General features: G+C 45.4%; 18 protein-coding genes. 13 read left to right on the top strand and 5 right to left on the bottom strand.

Annotation, left to right across the window (positions count from 1 at the left end):
• Positions 1 to 2: 2 nt before the first annotated feature.
• Together DA100_RS09505 and DA100_RS09500 are read right to left on the bottom strand one after the other, a co-directional pair.
• Positions 3 to 701 (bottom strand): ABC transporter permease, encoded by a 699-nt coding sequence (locus tag DA100_RS09505; RefSeq protein ID WP_138971918.1) that lies wholly within the window; start codon positions 699 to 701, stop codon positions 3 to 5.
• Positions 702 to 707: 6 nt separating this feature from the next.
• Positions 708 to 1,526 carry a substrate-binding domain-containing protein gene (locus tag DA100_RS09500; RefSeq protein WP_138971917.1) on the bottom strand — a complete coding sequence of 273 codons (819 nt, stop codon included), beginning with the start codon at positions 1,524 to 1,526 and terminating at the stop codon, positions 708 to 710.
• A gap of 257 nt (positions 1,527 to 1,783) precedes the next feature.
• Here DA100_RS09500 and DA100_RS09495 point away from each other — a divergent pair, with 257 nt between their 5' ends.
• Together DA100_RS09495 and DA100_RS09490 are read left to right on the top strand one after the other, a co-directional pair.
• Positions 1,784 to 3,232: a sigma-54 dependent transcriptional regulator gene (locus DA100_RS09495; protein WP_138971916.1), complete on the top strand. Its 1,449-nt coding sequence runs from the start codon at positions 1,784 to 1,786 to the stop codon at positions 3,230 to 3,232.
• Entirely contained in the window at positions 3,222 to 5,261 is a 2,040-nt protein-coding gene (locus tag DA100_RS09490) for a cache domain-containing protein (protein WP_138971915.1), read from the top strand. Before DA100_RS09495 ends, DA100_RS09490 begins: the two co-directional genes overlap by 11 nt.
• 45 nt (positions 5,262 to 5,306) lie before the next feature.
• Here DA100_RS09490 and DA100_RS09485 read toward each other — a convergent pair whose 3' ends face one another.
• Together DA100_RS09485 and DA100_RS09480 are read right to left on the bottom strand one after the other, a co-directional pair.
• Entirely contained in the window at positions 5,307 to 6,185 is an 879-nt protein-coding gene (locus DA100_RS09485; protein ID WP_138971914.1) for a mechanosensitive ion channel domain-containing protein, read from the bottom strand.
• A 1-nt stretch (position 6,186) separates the two neighbouring features.
• Positions 6,187 to 8,532, bottom strand: coding sequence for an ATP-binding protein (locus tag DA100_RS09480; RefSeq protein ID WP_138971913.1), 2,346 nt, complete (start codon positions 8,530 to 8,532; stop codon positions 6,187 to 6,189).
• 369 nt (positions 8,533 to 8,901) lie between these two features.
• Between DA100_RS09480 and DA100_RS09475 the strand changes: the two genes are divergently transcribed.
• Positions 8,902 to 9,456 carry an outer membrane beta-barrel protein gene (locus tag DA100_RS09475; protein ID WP_138971912.1) on the top strand — a complete coding sequence of 185 codons (555 nt, stop codon included), beginning with the start codon at positions 8,902 to 8,904 and terminating at the stop codon, positions 9,454 to 9,456.
• Between the two features lie 190 nt (positions 9,457 to 9,646).
• Positions 9,647 to 11,239, top strand: a complete 1,593-nt coding sequence (locus DA100_RS09470; RefSeq protein WP_138971911.1) for an ABC-F family ATPase — start codon at positions 9,647 to 9,649, stop codon at positions 11,237 to 11,239.
• 227 nt (positions 11,240 to 11,466) lie between these two features.
• Here DA100_RS09470 and fdhD read toward each other — a convergent pair whose 3' ends face one another.
• The gene (gene fdhD, locus DA100_RS09465; RefSeq protein ID WP_138971910.1) at positions 11,467 to 12,297 is read right to left on the bottom strand and encodes a formate dehydrogenase accessory sulfurtransferase FdhD; all 831 of its coding nucleotides are present in this window, start codon (positions 12,295 to 12,297) and stop codon (positions 11,467 to 11,469) included.
• A 202-nt stretch (positions 12,298 to 12,499) separates the two neighbouring features.
• Here fdhD and DA100_RS09460 point away from each other — a divergent pair, with 202 nt between their 5' ends.
• The 9 genes from DA100_RS09460 (at position 12,500) to DA100_RS09420 (ending at position 21,127) form a co-directional block, all read left to right on the top strand.
• On the top strand, positions 12,500 to 12,946 hold the full coding sequence (locus DA100_RS09460) for a DUF3305 domain-containing protein (protein ID WP_171052192.1): 447 nt from the start codon (positions 12,500 to 12,502) through the stop codon (positions 12,944 to 12,946).
• On the top strand, positions 12,936 to 13,442 hold the full coding sequence (locus DA100_RS09455) for a DUF3306 domain-containing protein (RefSeq protein WP_138971908.1): 507 nt from the start codon (positions 12,936 to 12,938) through the stop codon (positions 13,440 to 13,442). The genes DA100_RS09460 and DA100_RS09455 overlap by 11 nt, the downstream gene beginning before the upstream one ends.
• A gap of 178 nt (positions 13,443 to 13,620) precedes the next feature.
• Positions 13,621 to 15,285: a 4Fe-4S dicluster domain-containing protein gene (locus tag DA100_RS09450; protein WP_138971907.1), complete on the top strand. Its 1,665-nt coding sequence runs from the start codon at positions 13,621 to 13,623 to the stop codon at positions 15,283 to 15,285.
• 11 nt (positions 15,286 to 15,296) lie between these two features.
• Positions 15,297 to 15,932, top strand: coding sequence for a molecular chaperone (locus DA100_RS09445; protein ID WP_138971906.1), 636 nt, complete (start codon positions 15,297 to 15,299; stop codon positions 15,930 to 15,932).
• A gap of 46 nt (positions 15,933 to 15,978) precedes the next feature.
• Positions 15,979 to 16,176, top strand: a complete 198-nt coding sequence (locus DA100_RS09440; protein WP_138971905.1) for a twin-arginine translocation signal domain-containing protein — start codon at positions 15,979 to 15,981, stop codon at positions 16,174 to 16,176.
• 11 nt (positions 16,177 to 16,187) lie between these two features.
• Positions 16,188 to 19,043 (top strand): formate dehydrogenase subunit alpha, encoded by a 2,856-nt coding sequence (locus tag DA100_RS09435; RefSeq protein WP_138971904.1) that lies wholly within the window; start codon positions 16,188 to 16,190, stop codon positions 19,041 to 19,043.
• An 11-nt stretch (positions 19,044 to 19,054) separates the two neighbouring features.
• Positions 19,055 to 19,663: a formate dehydrogenase FDH3 subunit beta gene (gene fdh3B / locus DA100_RS09430; RefSeq protein ID WP_006878919.1), complete on the top strand. Its 609-nt coding sequence runs from the start codon at positions 19,055 to 19,057 to the stop codon at positions 19,661 to 19,663.
• A gap of 14 nt (positions 19,664 to 19,677) precedes the next feature.
• Positions 19,678 to 20,724: a formate dehydrogenase subunit gamma gene (locus DA100_RS09425; protein WP_138971903.1), complete on the top strand. Its 1,047-nt coding sequence runs from the start codon at positions 19,678 to 19,680 to the stop codon at positions 20,722 to 20,724.
• Positions 20,711 to 21,127, top strand: coding sequence for a hypothetical protein (locus DA100_RS09420; RefSeq protein ID WP_138971902.1), 417 nt, complete (start codon positions 20,711 to 20,713; stop codon positions 21,125 to 21,127). Before DA100_RS09425 ends, DA100_RS09420 begins: the two co-directional genes overlap by 14 nt.
• The last annotated feature ends 13 nt before the right edge of the window (positions 21,128 to 21,140 follow it).

The raw sequence follows: 21,140 nt of genomic DNA, 5'->3' as shown, positions 1-21,140 counted from the left end.
CCTTAAGTTCTGAGGTAGCCTTTGCCACGCATACTGGTAAGCAAGAAGTTTAATACTAAGGCTAGAGTCAGTAACACTATGCCTAATGCGACACCTTGCGCAAAGGCACCCTTGTGGCTTTCCATAGCAATCGCTGTCGGTATGTTGCGAGTGATGCCCATAATGTTGCCACCAACCATAGTCGAGCAACCCACCTCGGTCACGATGCGCGAGAAGGCGGCAATAGTGGCTGCAAGAAGCGGGAACCGTGTTTCCCAAATCATTGTTCCAACGATGCGAGGTATCGAAGCTCCGAGCGTGATTGATGTTTCAATCGCTCTTCGGTCACTAGATTGAAGCGCGCCATGCATCATTGAGACCAGTACCGGAAAACCGATAAGCATCTGACCAACAATCATCGCTTTCTGAGTGAATAGCATCTGCCAGTCCCCGAGAGGACCTGCACGTGACAGTAGCATGTAGAGCAGTAATCCAATCACAACGGTTGGGATAGCCTGAAGCGTATTGACCAGCGAAAGAAAAAGCCATTTTCCCCTGAACTCTGTGTACGCGAGAACAAAAGAGAAAATGATTGCTGGCAACAGCACGATCGAAGTCGCTGACAATGAAACACTAAAGGAGACCGCGACGATCTCCCAAAGTTCTCTATCGAGGCTCACCAATAAGGCGAGCGCATCGAGGGTGGTTTGCCATAGGCTCATCGAAAATTATTTCTCGTTAGCGTTGGCGACAAACAGTTGTTTACCATTGAGTTTGAATTCATTGATCAGTTGTTGTCCTTTTGGATTGACAAGCCAGTCACTGAACTCCTTGGCACCTTGGTAATTGATGCTAGGGTAGCGCTCAGGGTTAACAAGAATAACTTGGTATGGGTTAAACAGTTTTTTATCGCCTTGGAACAACACTTCTAGATCAAGTTTGTTGTTGTAGGCTAACCAAGTACCACGGTCGGTCATCGTGTAACCTTGCATCTCATTGGCCATATTTAGCGTTGGCCCCATACCTTGGCCCACGCTGCGGTAGCCGCCAAAGTTGGGTTCCATTTTTGTTTGTTGCCAAATGCCTTTTTCTTTTTTATGTGTTCCAGAATCATCACCACGAGATACAAAAGTAGCGTTCATGTTTGCAATACTTTTGAACACTTCAGCAATGTCTTTCTGCTGAGCAATTTTTGCAGGATCTGAATGAGGACCAACAATAACGAAATCATTATACATCAGCTTGCGAGGCAGTACGCCATAGCCTTTTTCTACGAAGTTTGCTTCTGCTTTTGGTGCGTGAGTCATAACCAAATCTACGTCACCGTTCTCACCCATTTTAAGTGCTTTACCCGTTCCGGCAGAAATAACGTCGACTTTATAACCGGTATCTTGTTCAAATTTAGGTAATAGGTAGTCAAGTAGGCCTGAGTGATACGTGCTAGTAGTAGTCGCGAGACGAACATGAGGAACTTCATCGGCAGATGACGCGGAGTAACTGACTAGGGCTAAAGACGCTGTTGCTAATGTAAAAGAGATTGCTTTCATCGTGTTTATTAATCCATTCTATTTATTATTTGCTAGGTATTTTGATACCTAATCGCTGCCAACTCTGACGTGTTATAATTTGGCATGCATATAAAGCAATCTTGATGCCAAAAAAATGCGATCTTTTTCAAATGAATTATCAATAAGTTAGAAGGAAAAAGTTTGATGAGGGACAAAATGTCTCACATTAAATATAACCAAGCTTTGGAAACTTGGTACACTCTGTCCCAATAGTCACACAGTAATAGTGGAATACAATGCCTCCTTCATTCGACCCTAATAAAGCTTCACAATATCAAGCATTTTCCGTTCTTGTCGTTGACGACGAAGTGGGAATGCAAGCGATATTAAACAAAGCACTAAGTAAATGGTTTTCAAAAGTGGATTGCTCTGGAAGTATCGAAGAGGCAGAGACGCTCAGATGTGCTAATCATTATGATTTGATCATCTTGGATATCAATTTACCGGGTCGCTCTGGTATTGAGTGGGAAGAGGCGTTTTACGACGATGATAAAAAAGCCGACGTGATATTTATGACAGGATATGCCGACTTAGATACCGCTATTTCGGCGATCAAACTCGGCGCGACGGACTTTATTCTTAAGCCGTTTAATTTGGAGCAAATGCTTAATGCCGTTCAACGTTGTATGGACAAACGTCTTGAACAACGCCATCAGTTTGCGCTTCGTCATGACTTCAAGCGCCATATCGCGACTGATATCGTTGGTGGTTCCGACAAAACCAAACAACTGAAACAACTCATTACCCAATTTGCGCCTTCACGTGCGTCCGTTCTCATTGAAGGCGAATCTGGAACGGGTAAAGAACTGGTCGCTAGGGGTGTACATGATGCGAGTCAGCGTAATGGGCCTTTTGTTCCCATCAACTGTGGCGCTATTGCCCCTGAATTATTAGAGAGTGAACTGTTTGGTCATACCGCGGGCGCTTTTACAGGGGCGAAACGCAGTCGTGAAGGCTTATTCCGTGTCGCCAATGGGGGGACTCTGTTTTTAGATGAAATTGGCGAGATGCCGCTTCCAATGCAGTCGGCGTTACTAAGGGTGTTGGAACAGAGAACAATCCGCCCAGTGGGAAGTGAGAAGGAAGTGACGGTCGACGTGAGAGTGGTGGCCGCGACGAACCGTAATCTTCAACAAGAAGTCAACAAAGGGCATTTTCGATCGGATCTCTATTATCGCCTTAACGTACTAAAAATTGATGTCGCACCGCTGAGAGAACGTAAGACGGACTTGATTGAGTTGGTACCGTTCTTTACTAAAAAGCTCGTCGCAGAGTTGGCAATGCCCGACCCTAAGTGGGCGCATGAAGATGTTCTGGCGATGAATGAGTATGATTGGCCAGGTAACATCCGTGAACTCAAGAACCTGATTGAACGTTGTATTCTGCTAGGGAAACCACCTGCTCATTACTGGCGTGAGATACATGGCGATGCTTACAAACCTTCTGTTTCGATGAAGGTTTCGAGTGGTGTTGAATTAATCGAGCTGGCTGGCGATACCAACAAGGGGGTTGGCTATCCAAACAGCTGGGCGCTAAAGGATGTTGAAAAAGCACATATCATGCAGTTGGTTGATTACCATGATGGTAATAAATCCGCCGCCGCACGTGATTTGGGCGTAGCTCGTAAGACATTAGAGCGCAAATACAAAGAGTGGGATGGTGAGGAGTCAACGCATGCCGAGTAGAGCATCACGTTGGTCTCTGTGGTCAAAATGGCGCTATCGCTTTAAAACCATGGTGCGATATAGGCTGATGATCCTCACCTCTGCGCCGATTTTTTTGACTCTGCTCGCTCTGATTGGAATAACCATCTACTGGTCGATTCATTATACTTGGCAAAGCGCGTTGATTGATGTTTCTGAACGTTTAGGCGTGGCAGAGAACAGCATTGAACTGATTCAGGAACGTCAAGCGAATCACGTCAAAGCATTTGCGAACTCTTACGACTTTGTAACCAGAGTGGCCAACAGTGAGATGCCAGAAGCAGATTTGCAACAATGGGTGTCTGACCAGCGTATCGAATATAAGTTGGATTTCTTACGGTTTCATCGCGTAGATAACCTAGTCAATAAATTTCGCTTTATGGATCTCACTCGCCGTGAATCCTTCTTCGATGTACTTACTCAGCAGGAGCTCAATGCATTAGGGTCGGATCTTGTAAAACGAGCTCAGACGCCGATTCTAAATAGTAGCGAGATAGAAGGACGTGGCTTAGTTAGTCGAACCGTGATCCCTATTCACAACAAGAGCAGTGATATTATTGGTTTTTTGGATGGTGGATTGCTGCTTAACAACAGCACTGCTTTGGTTGATACCATTCGTGATTTAATCTATCCGTCGATACAAGATAGCTTGCGTCCCGTGGGAACACTCACGGTCTTCTTGGACGATCTGCGAATCAGTACCAACGTTCCTTTAGACAGTGATGACCGCTTGGGACGCGCCATCGGTACGCGCGTTTCCGACGAAGTCAAACGCACCGTACTCATCAATGGTGAGGAGTGGGTTGACTTAGCCTTTGTATACGACGCTTGGTATATCACGGCTTATCAGCCACTACATGATCAATATGACAATGTGATTGGTATGCTTTATACCGGATACCTGTTATGGCCGTTTGTCACCACCTATATGACCAACATCGCTGAGATCTCGATAACGACCTTGTTCCTACTGCTCATTTCCAGCTTATTGGTCTATCGCGGTTCGAGAGATCTGTTTATTCCTATTGAGCACATTCACCGCGTCGTCAAAATGATCCAGTTAGGTAAGGAGACGCGTATTGGCCCGCTCGGTTTGGATGAGAACCATGAACTGGCGCAATTAGCTAAGCAATTCGACAACATGCTTGATCTGCTCAAGCAGCGCAAAAATGAATTGTTGCGAGCGGCAAATGAACTTGAGTGTAAAGTCCAAGATCGCACCGCCAGTTTGAAAGAGAAAACGGAGGATCTGGAACTTCATATCAAGCTACTCAACCAAACTCGAGACAAGTTGGTGGTCAATGAGAAATTAGCCGCGCTTGGCGAATTGACGGCGGGTATTGCGCATGAAATCAATAATCCAACAGCGGTGATTCTGGGAAATGTCGAGTTAATGCAGTTTGAACTCGGTAATGAATCTAATCGAGTCAAAGAAGAGATTGAAGCCATTCATGCTCAGATAGATCGCATCCGAAACATTACTCGCAGTTTGCTGCAATACAGCCGTCAAGGGGGAGTTCAGGATGAAATTACATGGCAACATGTCAACCCCATTGTTGAGGAGAGCATCACTCTGGTTAAGACGGGAACTAAAAAACGCGGCGTTGAGTTTGAGACACATCTCTCTGCTCATACCTCTGTTGAGGTTAACCGTCACCAACTGTTGCAGATACTGGTCAACTTGCAGATGAATGGTATCCATGCAATGAAGGGGACTGGGCGACTGATCATATCTACACAAGACTGGATGGAAGGCGACAAATCCGTCGGCGCTATTATTCATGTTAGAGATGAAGGGTGTGGAATCAAAGAGGAGAATCTGAAGCGAATCTTCTCGCCGTTTTACACCACCAAGCGCGATGGAACAGGGTTGGGGCTTTCCGTATCGCAGAGTATCCTGAGCCAATCTGGTGGTGAACTAAAAGTCACTTCTGAGTGGGGCAAAGGGAGTTGTTTTAGTGTCTATTTACCCGAACGTGCCGAACCCAAACTAAAGATTACCAATCTATAAAAAAGGCCAGTGCGACTATCGTACTGGCCGTTTTTATCGGTGTTGTTAACTGGCGTTAACTGCAATTTTCGGCGGGCAAATACCGTGCTTTTTAAACTCTTTCATCACGCGCAGAGTAATGTCGGTTTCAAACAGCTTTTCGTAAGCGGTATCAACCACGTACGCCTTACACGTCAACTGAATGGCTAAGTAGTTATCAGTGATGGTTTGTTTGACCAGTACCGTTACAGGCTTAGGTAAGTGGATGTAGCGACTTGATGACGCTGCTTCTTGAATCAGGTCTCGAGCGAGCGTAATGTCTTCATCAAGCCCAACATAGAATGGGATAACAACCTGCATATCAAGAGCACCGTAGTTCCCGCTCACCGTCACTTCATTGAGGAACTTGTTGTTCGGAATGGTGATGATGTCGTCATTGAGAGTACGCATACGAACGGAACGTAATCCAATCGCAATAATGTCTCCGTAGTTACCTTCAAATGTGACGCGGTCACCAACCTGAAACGGACGATCGACCATCACAGTCATGCCCGCGATAAACGACGCTGCAAGGTCTTTAAGCGCAAAGCCCACGGATACAGCAAGTGTACCGCCAATCAATGCGAGTATTTGGTCATTGATGCGGAAACTCATCATAAACACCAAGATACCCGCGCTCATGTAGATAAAGAACTGCATGAACGACTGGAGTTTTTGCAGCAGCATTCTGTACTGAGCAAACTGACCACCAATGCTTTCAACCATGGAATTGATGAACTTAAGCAATAACCAGGTGGCGATAATGATCAGCAGCGAGAAGAACACACCGCTCCAACGAATCAGACTGGCAATTTGACCGATGTTTTCGACACTGGCCACTTCCTCAGTGGCAAAAGCAGGGTGGATGACCAGCAAACCAAGCAAGACAATTAGAATTTTTTTCATGTTACTTCACCAATAAATGCTGACGATCGAGAACATTGGTTATATGACGGAACCAGTGATCGGAAACACGCGCTTTGTCTTCTAGCCACTCAATATAACCACGGCTCTGGAAGTAACGCAGTGTGCCGGTGATCTCGGCAATGCTCAACTGAGTACATTCGGACAGGATTTCTGGAGAAGCGATCTCCAATTGAACAATAGAGCGCAGCACAGCCAACATAGGTTTGGGCATTTTCTCCAACTCTTGTGATTCAGGTGCGCGGAATAGGCGAATATAAACCTGCTCCGTCTCTTTATCGCGGTTTAATGACAACCTGAAAAAGCGCAGCGCGACGGTAGGGTTGCCATCAGAGTAATGCCATAGAATTCGATAGAACCCTTGTTTAGCACGCTCTTCTTCAGTGACTTCTTCCTGATCCCACTGTTTTGGAACCACTAAGCCCTCAAATGAAATCTGTTTCTGTTCAGGTTGGTTGATTCGGGTATCGAGTAACAGATGGATCTGTTTCTCTGTCCAACGAGGCAGAAAAGAGACCAAATCAAACAGCAGACGTTCACCACGAGCGCGATCGACAAAACGCCAGCTGGCTTTCTCAATTGCGATAACAACGCGATGGTTCTTTTTTGAACGGCGCAAGAGGTTAGTAAGACGAATCAGGTCAGTTAGCCCACCGACCATTGGTTTCACCAGTCGTTGAGCGTTGTCCACGGCAATTAAGTAAGTGGTGTCACTTTTTCGCAATTGGGACAAGATTTGGATCTCTGTCGCGTCTTCTTCTAAACCAAGGCTAACGGCCAAATGCGCGAGCAATTCGCTGTACCCAGAGTAAGGACAACTTAGATACATTGGCTCGGCATTTTTCACTTTCATAAGAAGCCCACGCAGGAGTGTTGTGGTTCCAACGCCACGTTCACCCGACACTACGCATATCGCCGGACTGTCGCTCATCAAATACTTAGACAACTGCTTAATTTCATCACCCGCATAGTCGATGATGGTGCTGTCAAAGCTCCCAGGTGAAACGTACTCAAACGTGTCGTTACCTTTAACACGCACTAAGTTGCTTTGGCCGTTGCTGTTTCCAGTTTGCTTAGCGACCTCAATACGGAACAGGTAGGCGAGTGCTTGACTGAAAAAACTGTAATTTGAAAGCGCAGAGACGAGCCTATGTTTGAAGTGGTGAATGATTAACCACACCATTGCCATCGCTGTCGCAGGAATACTCAGCAGCAAGGCATCTTTACGGCTTACTGCCCAGTTAACCCATACTGGTCGGTCGGTTAAGGGCTCAACCGTTGCGAATACTTTGCTACGCCACAAACGCAAAATCGATAAGGTCACCAAGACAAACCAAGCGTAAAGGGCGCTATATATCCAATAGTAAATGGTTCCTTTACCGAGGGTGCGCATAGAGATTTGTAAGATCACACCAGCGACAATGGCGCTCCAGACATAGCGTCGAATGGTCGATAGCCTCAAGGCAACAATTTCTGGATTAGATGAGCGACTATTGCGATACGCAAACTCGAGAATAAAGCTAATCGCTATCGAGCCACCGAGCACCCACCAAGTAAATATCTCTAAGATAATCAGGTGCTGAAGACTTGGAATACCAGAAAGTACACGCAGTGATAAGGTAATCGCGATCAAGAAAGCGATCGCTCTGTTAGCGCGACTGATGTACCAGATAAGGCGAACCCACAATGCAGGCTTAGCATTCGACTCAAGCTGAGTTTCTTTGAAAAGGCGAATCAAGCGCTTGCTGTTTGCTAGCCACCAGACCAGACCAAAATAGATAAACAGTACTTTCAACCCAGCCCAAATGACAGGAATCGGTGAGATCAGGACTTCGCCAAGCAGTGATTTAAAACTGCGCAGCTGAAAATAGATCCAATATTCAAGATTAAGCTGGGTTTGATGCCATTCCTGTTTAAACTGAGTTACCCCGTAAGGACCAAACCCCGTCAGCTTGTCACGGTTAACTGAATCGGTCAGGACAAGCAGTTGCTCCTTACTTTTGCCAAGACTGGTTAACGTCAGATAACTGGATTCTGTGTCAAACCACGCATCGTCCCCCCCATGTTTTCGGAAAGTCGCAAGGCTTTTCTGGAAATGATCAATCTGTTTTTGTTGCTCAGTAAGAACGGCATCAAGTAGCTGATTGACCTTTCTTCTATCTTGAGCCGTCATAAACAAAGCTTCAGGAAGGTTCGCTATTTCTTGTTCAATGTCACTGCTGACACTGTCCACCTGAGGAATTGCCTGGAGATCATACTGCCAAGCTGCCAAAGCAGGAAGCGCAGTAATCAAGCTAGCCATACATAAAAAGCGTACGATTAAACGCATAAAAATCTCTTATAACTTATGAGGTTAGAGTTAGTTTAGTAGTTTTAGAAATGAAAGCGAGTGAAACACCCACTTATTTAAGCTGCAAAACTATATTCTTAACTTTGCGTCAAGTGTCATACCGATGTCATTAATAATAGTGATCCGCTAATTGAGACAATCTTTACAATGCAGTTAATTACCGGCGTTGATTCAATAATTTAGCTCAGTTGAGAACACTCCTACAACGTGAGCTAGTACACTAGTGCGCGAGTAGAGTAAATGCTCAAATTTGAAATGTCACTTTACTGATTAATGTAAATACATAGATAGAGAAATTTTGTAATTTTGAGTCTCAAAATAACTTATATATAAAATGGATGACTCAGCATGAAAAAGATAATTCTAACGACTGCATTGATGGCAGTCACTGGTTCAACGTTCGCTTCAGACTTTATAAACTTAGATGTCGCAGGACCGCGTTTCGGTTTCCAGACGGTTAACTCAGAGCTTGAATTCTCAGGCAATAACATTCAGGACACGACGGTCAAAGGTGATATGGATGGGGTAGAAGTTGGCTTCGATTTTAACCGAGTATTCGGTACCACCTTCTCATACAGCAAAGGGGATGATAACGGCTCTGACTACGACGATATTCGAGCGGCAGGTGAATTTGGCTATACCTTCTTCTTTGATGATGAAAAAGAGTTTTCAATCAAGCCATACGGCTCTATTGGTTGGGAGAAGGCAAACATCAAAGATAACTCGCAATTCAGTTTTGACGCGTCGATGTCTGGTCTGACTGCGGGTATCGGTGCGCGAGCGACAATCTTCAAGTACGGGTATGTCGGTGTCGAGTACACAGCCCTTACTGGCAAGATAATTGGAATCGACACAACATTGACCAATGCGCGAGTTTCAGTTGGTGGCCGAGTTACCTTCTAAACCCACTGTGTATTACCAATAGATCGAAGGAGCTGTTAAGCGATTAGCGGCTCCTTTTTGATATATCTGCAACATGTTATGTAGTTCACACTTCTTACCTGTTACAATAGCGCCAAATTTACATCAATACATTTAGTAATTAGCTATATCTAATTGATTTTTAAAGCTAATTCATTAGGGGGATAGTCCTATTATAAGTACAGCTAATATCACTCAGCAATTTGGCGCAAAGCCGCTGTTTGAAAACATTTCGGTAAAATTCGGTGAAGGTAACCGCTACGGCCTGATTGGTGCCAATGGATGTGGTAAGTCAACCTTTATGAAAATCCTTAGCGGAGAACTTGAGCCGACTGGTGGTAACGTAAGTTACGATCCTAACGAACGTGTGGCAAAGCTGAATCAGGACCAGTTCGCTTATGAAGAGTTCACGGTAATCGATACGGTTATCATGGGCTATAAAGAACTTTGGAAAGTTAAGCAAGAACGTGACCGCATCTATTCATTGCCAGAAATGAGCGAAGAAGAGGGCATGTTAGTTGCGGATTTGGAAGTTCAGTTCGCTGAAATGGATGGCTACATGGCTGATTCTAAGGCGGGTGAATTGCTTCTTGCTGTGGGTATTCCAGAAGAACAGCACTACGGATTGATGAGCGAAGTCGCACCTGGTTGGAAGCTACGTGTTCTTCTTGCTCAGGTTCTGTTTGCAGACCCGCATATCATGCTGCTTGACGAACCAACCAACAACTTGGATATGGACACTATCCGTTGGTTAGAAGATACGCTAAACCAACGCAACTGTACGATGATCATTATCTCGCACGACCGTCACTTCCTAAATTCTGTATGTACGCATATGGCGGATCTGGATTACGGCGAATTACGAATCTATCCGGGTAACTACGATGAGTACATGACCGCGGCTTCACAAGCACGTGATCGTCTACTGTCTGATAATGCGAAGAAGAAAGCTCAGATCGCTGAACTACAGACATTCGTTGCACGTTTCTCGGCTAACGCATCTAAAGCTAAACAAGCAACATCTCGTGCTAAGCAGATCGACAAGATCCAACTGGCAGAAGTTAAAGCATCAAGCCGTCAGAACCCATTTATTCGTTTTGAGCAATCGAAAGAGTTGTTTCGTAATGCACTGATTGTTGAAAATCTGAGCCAAGGTTTTGAAGACGATCTGTTTAGTGATTTCAACGCTATATTCGAAGTCGGTGAGCGTGTCGCAATCATCGGTGAGAACGGGGTCGGTAAAACCACACTACTTAATACATTAGCGGGTGTACTAGAGCCTCGCACAGGTGAATTTAAGTGGTCAGAAAACGCTAACATCAGTTACTACGCTCAAGATCATGCGCATGACTTTGAAGAAGATATGAATCTGATGGACTGGATGGGCCAGTGGCGTCAAGCAGGAGATGATGAACAAGTTATCCGTAGCTTCCTTGGTCGTATGCTGTTCTCTCAAGATGACATCAAAAAGTCAGTGAAAGTACTCTCTGGTGGTGAACAGGGTCGTATGTTGCTTGGCAAAATCATGATGCACAAACCGAATATGCTGTTAATGGACGAGCCGACCAACCACATGGATATGGAGTCGATCGAATCGCTTAACAACGCGCTTGAGCAGTACAAAGGCACACTATTCTTCGTCTCGCACGACCGAGTATTTGTAGACTCACTGGCTACTCGAATTATTGAAATCAAGAACAACAAAATTACCGATTTCAAAGGAACGTATTCAGAATTCCTTAAAGCTCGTGGTATCGAGGGATAGTTCTCTCCAGCCAGACAAGTAAAAGCCTCCTTGCGGATAACTCCTATCACTTAACGTGTTTGGAACGAACAGGGTAGAGTTTTACTTATAGGAACGGCCCTTGATTTGGGCCGTTTTTTCGTTCTGGCAGAATATAACGCTTCACTTGCTCTCGCATTGCCCGCAACTCTTTTTATGTCGGGAAATATAAAATTAAGGGCGCATGGGAGGTGTTTTGCCAGTATCGGTTAACTTGCTGGATTGCCTTTTACGTCAAACTCCATTTTATCTGCGCCGGTAAATACCTGGAACCTCAAACCTTTGGCTCGAGCTATGGTGGTAATTCCAAATTTTTGTGCCAAATCTAACCCCATTTGCGTCACTCCTGAACGGGACAAAAGCACGGGAATTCCCATTTGAGCAACTTTAATCACCATTTCTGAGGTTAAGCGACCTGTGGTGTAGAAAATTTTGTCATCACCGCTTTGCTCATTGAGCCACATTTCACCGGCTAGCGTATCAACTGCGTTATGACGGCCTACATCTTCAACAAAAGAAAGAACCTCATTGGCTTTACATACCGCACAACCGTGAACGGCGCCGGCTTTTTTATAGGTGTCGTTGTAGTGAGTCAGGGCTTCGAGCGCGGAGTATATTTCTGATTGCTTAATTTTGACTTGAGGAACTTGATAGTTTTCTAGTTGTTTCATCACATTGCCGTACATGGTGCCTTGACCACAACCTGATGTGACGGTTTTTTTCTTCAGTGCGCCCTCGACTTGTTGAGTGTCTTCACTGGTGATTACCGCTGAAGTATGCGTTTCCCAGTCAATAATCACAGATTCCAATGCCTGTGGATCGGAAATAAAACTCTGGTTTTTTAAATAGCCAAGCACGAGTGACTCAGGGCGTGATCCTAATGTCATCAAGGTAACCACTTCTTTCCAGTTAAGCATGACGGTTAAAGGACGTTCGCAAGCTATCTGTTTGGTGAGCTTTTCACCGTATTCATCAAACACTTCAACTTCAAGTGTCTGCATTGGGTTTTCACTAGTTTTAATAATGTTTGGTTTAACCACAGAGTTATCCTATTCGATCTATCCGCATTCGCGGAGTGCTGCTTGCAAATAATGTTCCGCCTCTATAATAAGGGTAGGGAATTGCATTGTTTAGGACTAGGTACAAATATTGCAAAGTAAAACCCAGATTGTATCAATTACACAATCCAAACCTGACAAACAACAGTGTACAAGTTGGTGAACTATGCCAGAACAGCAAACTATGTCCGTTAAAGCAGAAAAGTCCGAAGATTTATGGTCAATCGGGTGCAACTTAATCGCACATGAAATTAGTACCGGACTATGGACGACGACGCAGTGGCAACTTTCAAGCTTTGATCTACAGCCAGATGAGTCGCACCAGAGAGTCATTGCTCTGCAACTGCATCGGGATGAAAGAACGGATTACCGTTTTAACTTGAGTTCTCAACAACCTAAGCTATTTTTGGTTCTTGATACTATGGAGTCCGAAGACGATCCTAATATTGTCATACTCACAGCCTCGCAAAGTGTTGCTGGCCAATACATGGATGGCGATTACCTAGTGCTTTCTAATGACATGCCGCTTGCGGTACAAGCATGGATGGAGGCGTATATTGGTCGTCATGGTGAACTGCTAGAAGAAAGACGTAAAAAGCGTAAAGGGGCGGGTAGAGCAAGTGGCAACTAGTTTCCTAAGTCGCTGGTCACAACGTAAACTCGATGCGCAAGGTTCTGAGCCTGAGTTGGTTGAATCAGGTGAAAGTGCAAATTTGCCAGATAACGCTGATTCTTCACTGGAACTTGCGCCAGACATCCCTGAACAACAGAGTGCAGAAGCGAGTGAATCTGAGCTCAGCGTCGCGTCTTTGTTGACTTCAGAGGTCGAGTCAGCAGTCAAAAAGGCCGCGTTACGCAAACTCTTTTTATCAGGGCAATTCAGTGAAATTGACGGGCTCAATGATTACGATCATGACTATAAAGCGGTTAAGAATCTCTCTTCAGAAGTCGCCAGCAAACTTCGCGAATGGGTCAATGCACGCGAAGAAGAACCGAAACCGTCTTCTGAACTGGATAATAATTACCAGCTAACCGATCAAGATTCCTTGATTCAACCCGAAGACGTTGAACAAGAGTCAGAACTTGAGCGAGAATCGATGGGACAAAATATACCACACAATAAATAGGTACATTTTGACTAAACCATCAATTAACAGAGTGGGACAATTTGTCTCACTCTGTTTTTTTGTCACCAATAAAGATAAGGAAATATTCTAATTCATTGATTTTAATGTAAATAAAAGTTGGTACAGCATTTGCAATTAGGAGTGCAGGTGAATATTCCGTTCTAACTGGAACTGAGCAATGCTAAAACAACTACTACAAGAATCATCGTCAACATCCAATGGTAAAGCGCGTCTTTATGCATTTGAGAACACGGTTGAACTAACGAACTTAATTCCTCCCACGGTAAGTTACGAGAGTGGTGGTAATACGCTTATCGTCGGTCCGACTTCAATCATCGAAAGCGCTGCTGCTCAATTGGGTCAAATGAATAGCCTAACCTTGCTTTCTACTGATGGCGAACAAGGTCAACACGCGAATCTGTATTACGCTAACACAGTTCAAGTATCAGGATTCCTGGGCACCTTTTCAGTGCTAATCGAAAACAACGGCCTAGAGAGCAATCTGGCTAAGGTCGCGTTAAATCATGATTGTTTTGATATCGTTTTGGATCTGTGCCTCAACAGTTGCATGAGTGAAGAGGTTCCTGTCCCTGGTTATTACCCAGTTGGCAGAGGTTATCCAAAACTGGCTGAAGCATTAGAAGAAATTCCGACGCTGATGGGGACATTTGATAAACCCAAATTTTTCCGTCTGGATACAGACAAATGTGCGCATAGCTCTCGTGGTGTAAAAGGTTGCGAGCGATGTGTTGACGCCTGCCCTGCTGGTGCGTTATCGAGCGAAGGCAGTGATAAAACCGGTCATCGCATTGAGATTAACCCTTACTTATGTCAAGGCGTCGGTACTTGTGCCACTGCTTGTCCGACAGAAGCAATTCACTATGCGTTACCGAATCCACAAGATACACAAAAATTCATCGAACGAACCTTAGCAAATTATGAATCAGAAGGTGGTGTTGATCCGATCGTACTGATTTGTAGTTCTCGTCACGAGCAATACAACGTGATAGCACTTAAGGCGCTACCTGATAACGTAATCCCTATCGTTGTTGAAGAGTTGCCGTCTGTTGGCGTCGATTCTTGGTTTGCTGCATTAGTAAATGGCGCAACGCAAGTGCTGTTCGCCGCGAGCCGTTTCATGCCTGAAACGATTCAACGAGTCCTCAACAATGAAGTTGCAGTCGCACAAGAACTGCTGGCTCAAATCGGTATCGCGAAAGAAACCATCGACATCGTATACCTAGAGTCATTACGCGAAGGTGCTCCGATTTTATGCACGGATTCATTTGACCTCGCACTGGGTGATTTGCCGGGTAATAAGCGTCAACGACTGTTTACTGCTCTCGATGCGCTTGCTCAGTCAAGAATTCCGGTCGAAAACATTGTTGAACTTCCGGCCAATGCCCCTTACGGCAATATTTCATGCAAATCGAGTGATTGTACTCTGTGCATGAGTTGTGTGGCCGTGTGTCCAACTCGTGCGTTGCATACTGACGGTGACTCTCCGTCGCTCAAGTTCGTCGAACAAGACTGTATCCAGTGTGGTTTATGTACTAAAGCGTGTCCAGAGCAGGCGCTTACGATGACGACACGTATGAACTGGGACAAGGCGAGTCGTCAGCAAGCGACGGTAATCCATCAAGAAAAAGCCGCGGAATGCATTCGTTGTCAAAAGCCGTTTGCCCCACAGTCAATGATTGACATGCTTCAAAATAAGTTACGCGGTCACTCTCATTTTTCAGACCAAGCTTCGCTAAACAGAATTGCGATGTGTGAAGACTGTCGTGTTGTCGATATGTTCGAATCGATGGTGGAAGACCCAACTAAACAACTGAATTACTAGGGTAGAAAGCAATGGAAAATCAACAACAAACTCTACGCGCTGAAATTTACCTTGTGCTATCAGCACTTTTCCGTCGGGCGCCATCAGAAGAGATGGTGAGTTTTCTCAGTGAGTTGGAGATTGAACAGAGTGCAAGCGCAATGCAGTCCGCTTGGATCGGTTTGCAAAACGCAGCCCGAGAATCTAACCAAGAAGCGTTAAACGATGAGTACCAAGAATTATTCATTGGTATTGGTCGTGGTGAAGTGATGCCTTTCGCCTCTTGGCATCTTACGGGTTCACTGATGGAAAAACCATTGGCTTCGATTCGTCACGATCTTGCAATTCTTGGTCTAGAGCGCGAAGAGCAGGTCAAAGAGCCAGAAGATCACTTCTCTGCACTTTGTGAAGTGATGTCTGTACTTACCGCTGAAGATGAAGAGCTGCAACAGGTATTTTTCAATAAGCACTTAGCAACGTGGTTTAACGCGTTAACGAAACAGATCAAGGCTGCTCAGCACGCCAATTTCTACGTGGCTGTTGCCGAATTAACTGACGCATTTATGACCCTTGAGCAAGTGCGTTTTAGTGAAAATCTACAAAGTGGAAAAAACAAATTAAAAATTGATGTTAAGAACGTGACTGAGTACGAGCAAGCTCAGCAATAAGCGTCACATCGATGCAATACCTACTAATAAGGGTAAGGAAGCAATAATGAAAGACGATAATAAGTTAAATCAAAGCCGCAGGGATCTTCTCAAAGGCTTAACTACGGCAGCAGTTGCTGGAGCGGTAGTCGCTGGAACCACTAAAGTGGCTAGTGCTTCAGAATCTGTATTGCCAAAACAAGACGTGAAGAAAACTGGCTATCACGAAACTCAGCATATTCGTGACTACTACGATACGCTATAGGAGCCTAACCAATGAAACTAGTTAAACGCTCCGATAGTGTGAGCAAAGAGCAACACCAACTCGGCGTTTCACGCCGTGCCTTTATGAAAAACAGTACCCTTGCAGCAGGCGGGGCCGTAGTAGGGGCAAGCCTGTTCGCACCAGGAATGATCAAAAAAGCGCAAGCTAAGTCTGTTGATCCTTCAGCGAAGACTGAGATCAAAAGAACGATTTGTTCTCACTGTTCTGTAGGTTGTGGTATCTACGCCGAAGTACAAAATGGTGTTTGGACAGGCCAAGAGCCTGCTTTTGACCACCCGTTCAATGCTGGTGGACATTGTGCAAAAGGTGCAGCGCTGCGTGAACATGGCCATGGTGAACGCCGTCTCAAATACCCAATGAAGCTCGAAAATGGCAAATGGGTCAAACTGAGCTGGGATCAAGCTATCGAAGAAATTGGTAACAAGGTTCTCGATATTCGTAAAGAATCTGGTCCAGATTCCGTTTACTGGTTAGGCAGTGCAAAGCACAACAACGAACAAGCGTACATGTTCCGTAAAATGGCATCACTTTGGGGAACCAATAACGTAGACCATCAGGCGCGTATCTGTCACTCAACAACAGTAGCTGGGGTAGCAAATACTTGGGGCTACGGTGCAATGACGAACTCGTTCAACGATATGCACAACTGTAAGTCGATGCTGTTTATCGGTTCGAACCCTGCTGAAGCGCACCCAGTGGCAATGCAGCATATCTTAATCGCGAAAGAGAAAAACAACTGTAAGATCGTTGTTGCTGACCCTCGTCGTACACGTACCGCAGCAAAATCTGATCACTATGTTTCGCTTCGCCCAGGGTCAGATGTTGCGTTTATCTGGGGTATTTTATGGCATGTTTTTGCTAACCAGTGGGAAGACAAAGAGTTTATCCGTCAACGTGTGTTTGGTATGGATGAAATTCGTCAGGAAGTCGCAAAGTGGACTCCTGCTGAAGTTGAGCGCGTAACAGGCGTCTCTGAAGCCGATGTATACAAAACGGCGAAACTTCTTTCTGAAAACCGTCCTGGATGTGTTGTTTGGTGTATGGGTGGTACTCAGCACACCACAGGTAACAACAATACCCGTGCATACTGTGTACTGGAACTTGCGCTAGGTAACATGGGTAAGTCAGGTGGCGGTGCGAACATCTTCCGTGGTCACGATAACGTGCAAGGCGCGACAGACTTAGGCGTACTTTCTCATACGCTTCCAGGTTACTACGGCCTTGCAGATGGATCTTGGAAACACTGGGCGAAAGTGTGGGATCTTGACTACGAGTGGGTTAAAAATCGATTCGACCAAAATGAATACCGTGGTAAGAAACCGATGAACAATATGGGTATTCCGGTTTCTCGTTGGATCGATGGCGTTTTAGAGAACAAAGAAAATATCGAGCAGAATGACAATATTCGCGCGATGTTCTACTGGGGACACGCGGTTAACTCGCAAACTCGTGGCGTCGAGATGCGTAAGGCAATGCAAAAATTGGATATGATGGTGATCGTCGATCCATATCCAACAGTTGCTGCGGTAATGAACGACCGTACAGATGGCATTTACCTTCTTCCAGCGACCACTCAGTTTGAAACCTACGGTAGTGTGACAGCGTCAAACCGTTCTATTCAATGGCGTGACAAAGTGGTTGAGCCGTTGTTCGAGTCAAAACCTGATCATGAAATCATGTACCTTCTGACTAAGAAGCTTGGTTTCTCCGATCAACTGTTTAAAAACGTAAAAGTTGAAAACAACCAACCACTTATCGAAGACATCACGCGTGAATTTAACCGTGGTATGTGGACAATTGGCTACACGGGTCAAAGCCCAGAGCGTTTGAAAACGCACCAACAAAATTGGCACACCTTCCACAAGACGTCGTTAGAAGGTGAAGGTGGCCCTGCTCATGGTGAAACCTATGGTCTACCATGGCCGTGTTGGGGTACGCCTGAGATGAAACATCCGGGTACACATATTCTTTATGATACGTCTAAGCCAGTTGCTCAAGGCGGTGGTAACTTCCGTGCTCGCTTTGGTGTGGAATTTGAAGGCAATAATATTCTTGCTGAAGATAGTTATTCTAAAGGCTGTGAGCTTGAAGATGGATATCCAGAATTTACCGACAAACTGATCAAAGCACTCGGATGGTGGGATGACCTCACAGCAGAAGAGAAAGCCGCGGCAGAAGGCAAAAACTGGAAAACGGATCTCTCTGGCGGTATTCAGCGAGTAGCTATTAAACATGGTTGTATTCCATTTGGTAACGCGAAAGCGCGTGCTGTGGTTTGGACATTCCCAGACCGTGTTCCGCTGCACCGTGAGCCACTGTACACACCTCGCCGCGACCTTGTTGCTGATTACCCAACATGGGATGACAGTGAGTCAATCTACCGTCTACCGACCATGTACAAGTCGATCCAAGACAAAGATGTCTCTGCTGAGTACCCAATTATATTAACGTCTGGTCGTTTGGTTGAATATGAAGGTGGTGGTGAAGAGACACGTTCAAACCCATGGCTTGCTGAACTTCAACAAGAGATGTTTGTAGAAGTTAACCCGAAAGATGCGAATGACCTTGGTTTTAAAGATGGCGATATGGTGTGGGTAGAAGGTGCTGAGAAAGGCCGCATTCACGTAAAAGCAATGGTGACTCGTCGAGTGAAACCAGGCCTTGCCTTCATTCCGTTCCACTTCGGCGGAAAATTCCAAGGTGAAGATCTTCGCTCTAAGTACCCAGAAGGTTGTGACCCATATGTCATTGGTGAATCAGCAAATATTGCCACCACTTATGGCTATGATCCTGTTACTCAGATGCAGGAAACTAAAGTCACCCTATGTAACATTCGCAAAGCGTAAGGAGTCCACTGATGGCTAGAATGAAATTCCTTTGTGACACCAAACGCTGTATCGAATGTAACGGCTGTGTCACTGCATGTAAGAACGAAAATGACGATGCGCTTGAGTGGGGTATTCAACGTCGTCGCGTAGTCACACTCAATGATGGCGAACCAGGTGAAAACTCGATTTCGGTTGCGTGTATGCACTGTACCGATGCGCCATGTAAAGCCGTGTGTCCTGCTGACTGCTTCGAGCACACCGAAGATGGCATCGTGTTACACAACAAAGATCTTTGCATCGGTTGTGGTTACTGCTTATTCGCGTGCCCGTTTGGTGCTCCTCAGTTCCCTAAACAAGCTTCGTTTGGTGAACGCGGTAAAATGGACAAGTGTACATTCTGTGCTGGCGGTCCTGAAACTGAACCAGGTTCGGTAGAAGAACGCCAAAAATACGGTGCCAACCGCATTGCAGAAGGTAAGCTCCCAATGTGTGCTTCTCTATGCTCGACAAAAGCGCTGCTTGCCGGTGATGCAGAAAAGGTCTCTGACATCTTCCGTCAACGCGTTGTTGAACGTGGAGCCAAGGGCGCGGGCTGGACAGATGGCAATGATCTGTCTTATGACGCAACGAAAAGCTAACGGTGGAGAGATTCATGTTTTCAATGTTTAAACGTGCATCTCTTGCGATGCTGTCACTGATGGCAGCATTGCTTTTTGCTTTGTCGTTGCCTGCGCATGCTGAGCAAAAAGAGTCTGATGTTGCACAACGTGAAATGACGCAATTAGCTGGTGCCGATTATTGGCGTCAAGTTCGTCAGGGCGAAGTGGGCTACACGACGTCTCAGTTCCCAGAGCACGGAATGCTAATTAGTACCCCAGGTCAAGCTTGGTACATTTTAAAAGAAAAATGGATGTCTCCTGCGGGAGCTGTGGCGATTTTCGGTAGTATCGCATTAGTGACCATGATGTATATCGTGATTGGGCCGCTAATGTTAAGTGCGCCTCGGACGGGCAAAAAGATCAAACGCTGGTCCCGTCTTGATCGTGCACTGCACTGGAGTATGGCTTTTACCTTCCTGACACTGGCCTTTAGTGGCTTGATGCTGGTTTATGGTAAGCATTTCCTTAAACCGTATATCCCGACTGACCTTTGGGGATTCATCATTATGCTGGCTAAGCAGTACCACAACTACATAGGTCCTATTTTCTATGTGCTGTTACTTTGCGTACTGGTTAAGTGGTGGCGAAAATCTACCTTTAAGAAGGTCGATATCACATGGTTTATGAAACTGGGCGGCATGGTTGGTAAGCACAAAGGTTCTCACCCGTCTGCTGAGTTCTCAAACGCTGGTGAAAAAGCGCTATTCTGGCTACTGATCGTAGTGGGTAGTGTTGTTGCTTTAAGTGGATTAGTACTTGATTTCCCAATCTTTGGCCAGACACGCAGAGATATGGAACTGTCGAACCTAGTTCATATGCTAGCGGCACTGATCCTAATCTGTGGTTTCGTTTTCCATATCTACATTGGTTTGTTTGGTATGGAAGGGGCACTGGAAGGTATGGTGACTGGCGAAGTCGATGAGACCTGGGCGAAAGAGCACCACGATCTCTGGTATCAGGAGATGATGGAGAAAGAGCAACAGCAAACGACAGCGAGCACTGAAGAAGTAAAAGGAGTCCGAGCAGATGAACAAGCCTAATAATGGTATCTGGATTGCGTATATCCTTAGTATCTTCACGCCTTTCACTTGCTTGATCTCAGGTGTTATCGCGATTGTTTACGCAGGGTATCGTCTTGATAAAGGAGAAGATGGCGCTCTTGTTGATTCCCATTACTACGGGTTAATTCGTACCTTCTTCCTTAATCTGACCTTCTTTGTTGTTCTGATCATCACTGTCGCTACCTCAAATGGTGTGCTGATTGGTGTCAATGACTACTGGTACAACAGCCATGTGATTGATGAGATTGCTTACTACATTCCATACGTGGGTATGTTGTTTGGCTCGGTAGCGATTTTGCTTTGGTTTGTGCGTATGTATCAAGGGATGCAGAAGCTTAAGGCCAACCAGCCATTTAGTATGGTCAAAGGTCCAAATCTATAATTAATTCAAAGCC

This window comes from Vibrio sp. Hep-1b-8 (assembly GCF_006124995.1).
Classification (GTDB): Bacteria; Pseudomonadota; Gammaproteobacteria; order Enterobacterales; family Vibrionaceae; genus Vibrio.
Note: the sequence above shows the minus strand (reverse complement) of the source record. Positions and strands in the feature narration are given on the sequence as shown.

Coding starts and splice junctions, on each gene's coding strand:
- DA100_RS09505 (WP_138971918.1), bottom strand. CDS start 701: ATGAGCCTATGGCAAACCACCCTCGATGCGCTCGCCTTATTGGTGAGC.
- DA100_RS09500 (WP_138971917.1), bottom strand. CDS start 1,526: ATGAAAGCAATCTCTTTTACATTAGCAACAGCGTCTTTAGCCCTAGTC.
- DA100_RS09495 (WP_138971916.1), top strand. CDS start 1,784: ATGCCTCCTTCATTCGACCCTAATAAAGCTTCACAATATCAAGCATTT.
- DA100_RS09490 (WP_138971915.1), top strand. CDS start 3,222: ATGCCGAGTAGAGCATCACGTTGGTCTCTGTGGTCAAAATGGCGCTAT.
- DA100_RS09485 (WP_138971914.1), bottom strand. CDS start 6,185: ATGAAAAAAATTCTAATTGTCTTGCTTGGTTTGCTGGTCATCCACCCT.
- DA100_RS09480 (WP_138971913.1), bottom strand. CDS start 8,532: ATGCGTTTAATCGTACGCTTTTTATGTATGGCTAGCTTGATTACTGCG.
- DA100_RS09475 (WP_138971912.1), top strand. CDS start 8,902: ATGAAAAAGATAATTCTAACGACTGCATTGATGGCAGTCACTGGTTCA.
- DA100_RS09460 (WP_171052192.1), top strand. CDS start 12,500: ATGTCCGTTAAAGCAGAAAAGTCCGAAGATTTATGGTCAATCGGGTGC.
- DA100_RS09450 (WP_138971907.1), top strand. CDS start 13,621: ATGCTAAAACAACTACTACAAGAATCATCGTCAACATCCAATGGTAAA.
- DA100_RS09445 (WP_138971906.1), top strand. CDS start 15,297: ATGGAAAATCAACAACAAACTCTACGCGCTGAAATTTACCTTGTGCTA.
- DA100_RS09440 (WP_138971905.1), top strand. CDS start 15,979: ATGAAAGACGATAATAAGTTAAATCAAAGCCGCAGGGATCTTCTCAAA.
- DA100_RS09435 (WP_138971904.1), top strand. CDS start 16,188: ATGAAACTAGTTAAACGCTCCGATAGTGTGAGCAAAGAGCAACACCAA.
- fdh3B (WP_006878919.1), top strand. CDS start 19,055: ATGGCTAGAATGAAATTCCTTTGTGACACCAAACGCTGTATCGAATGT.
- DA100_RS09425 (WP_138971903.1), top strand. CDS start 19,678: ATGTTTTCAATGTTTAAACGTGCATCTCTTGCGATGCTGTCACTGATG.
- DA100_RS09420 (WP_138971902.1), top strand. CDS start 20,711: ATGAACAAGCCTAATAATGGTATCTGGATTGCGTATATCCTTAGTATC.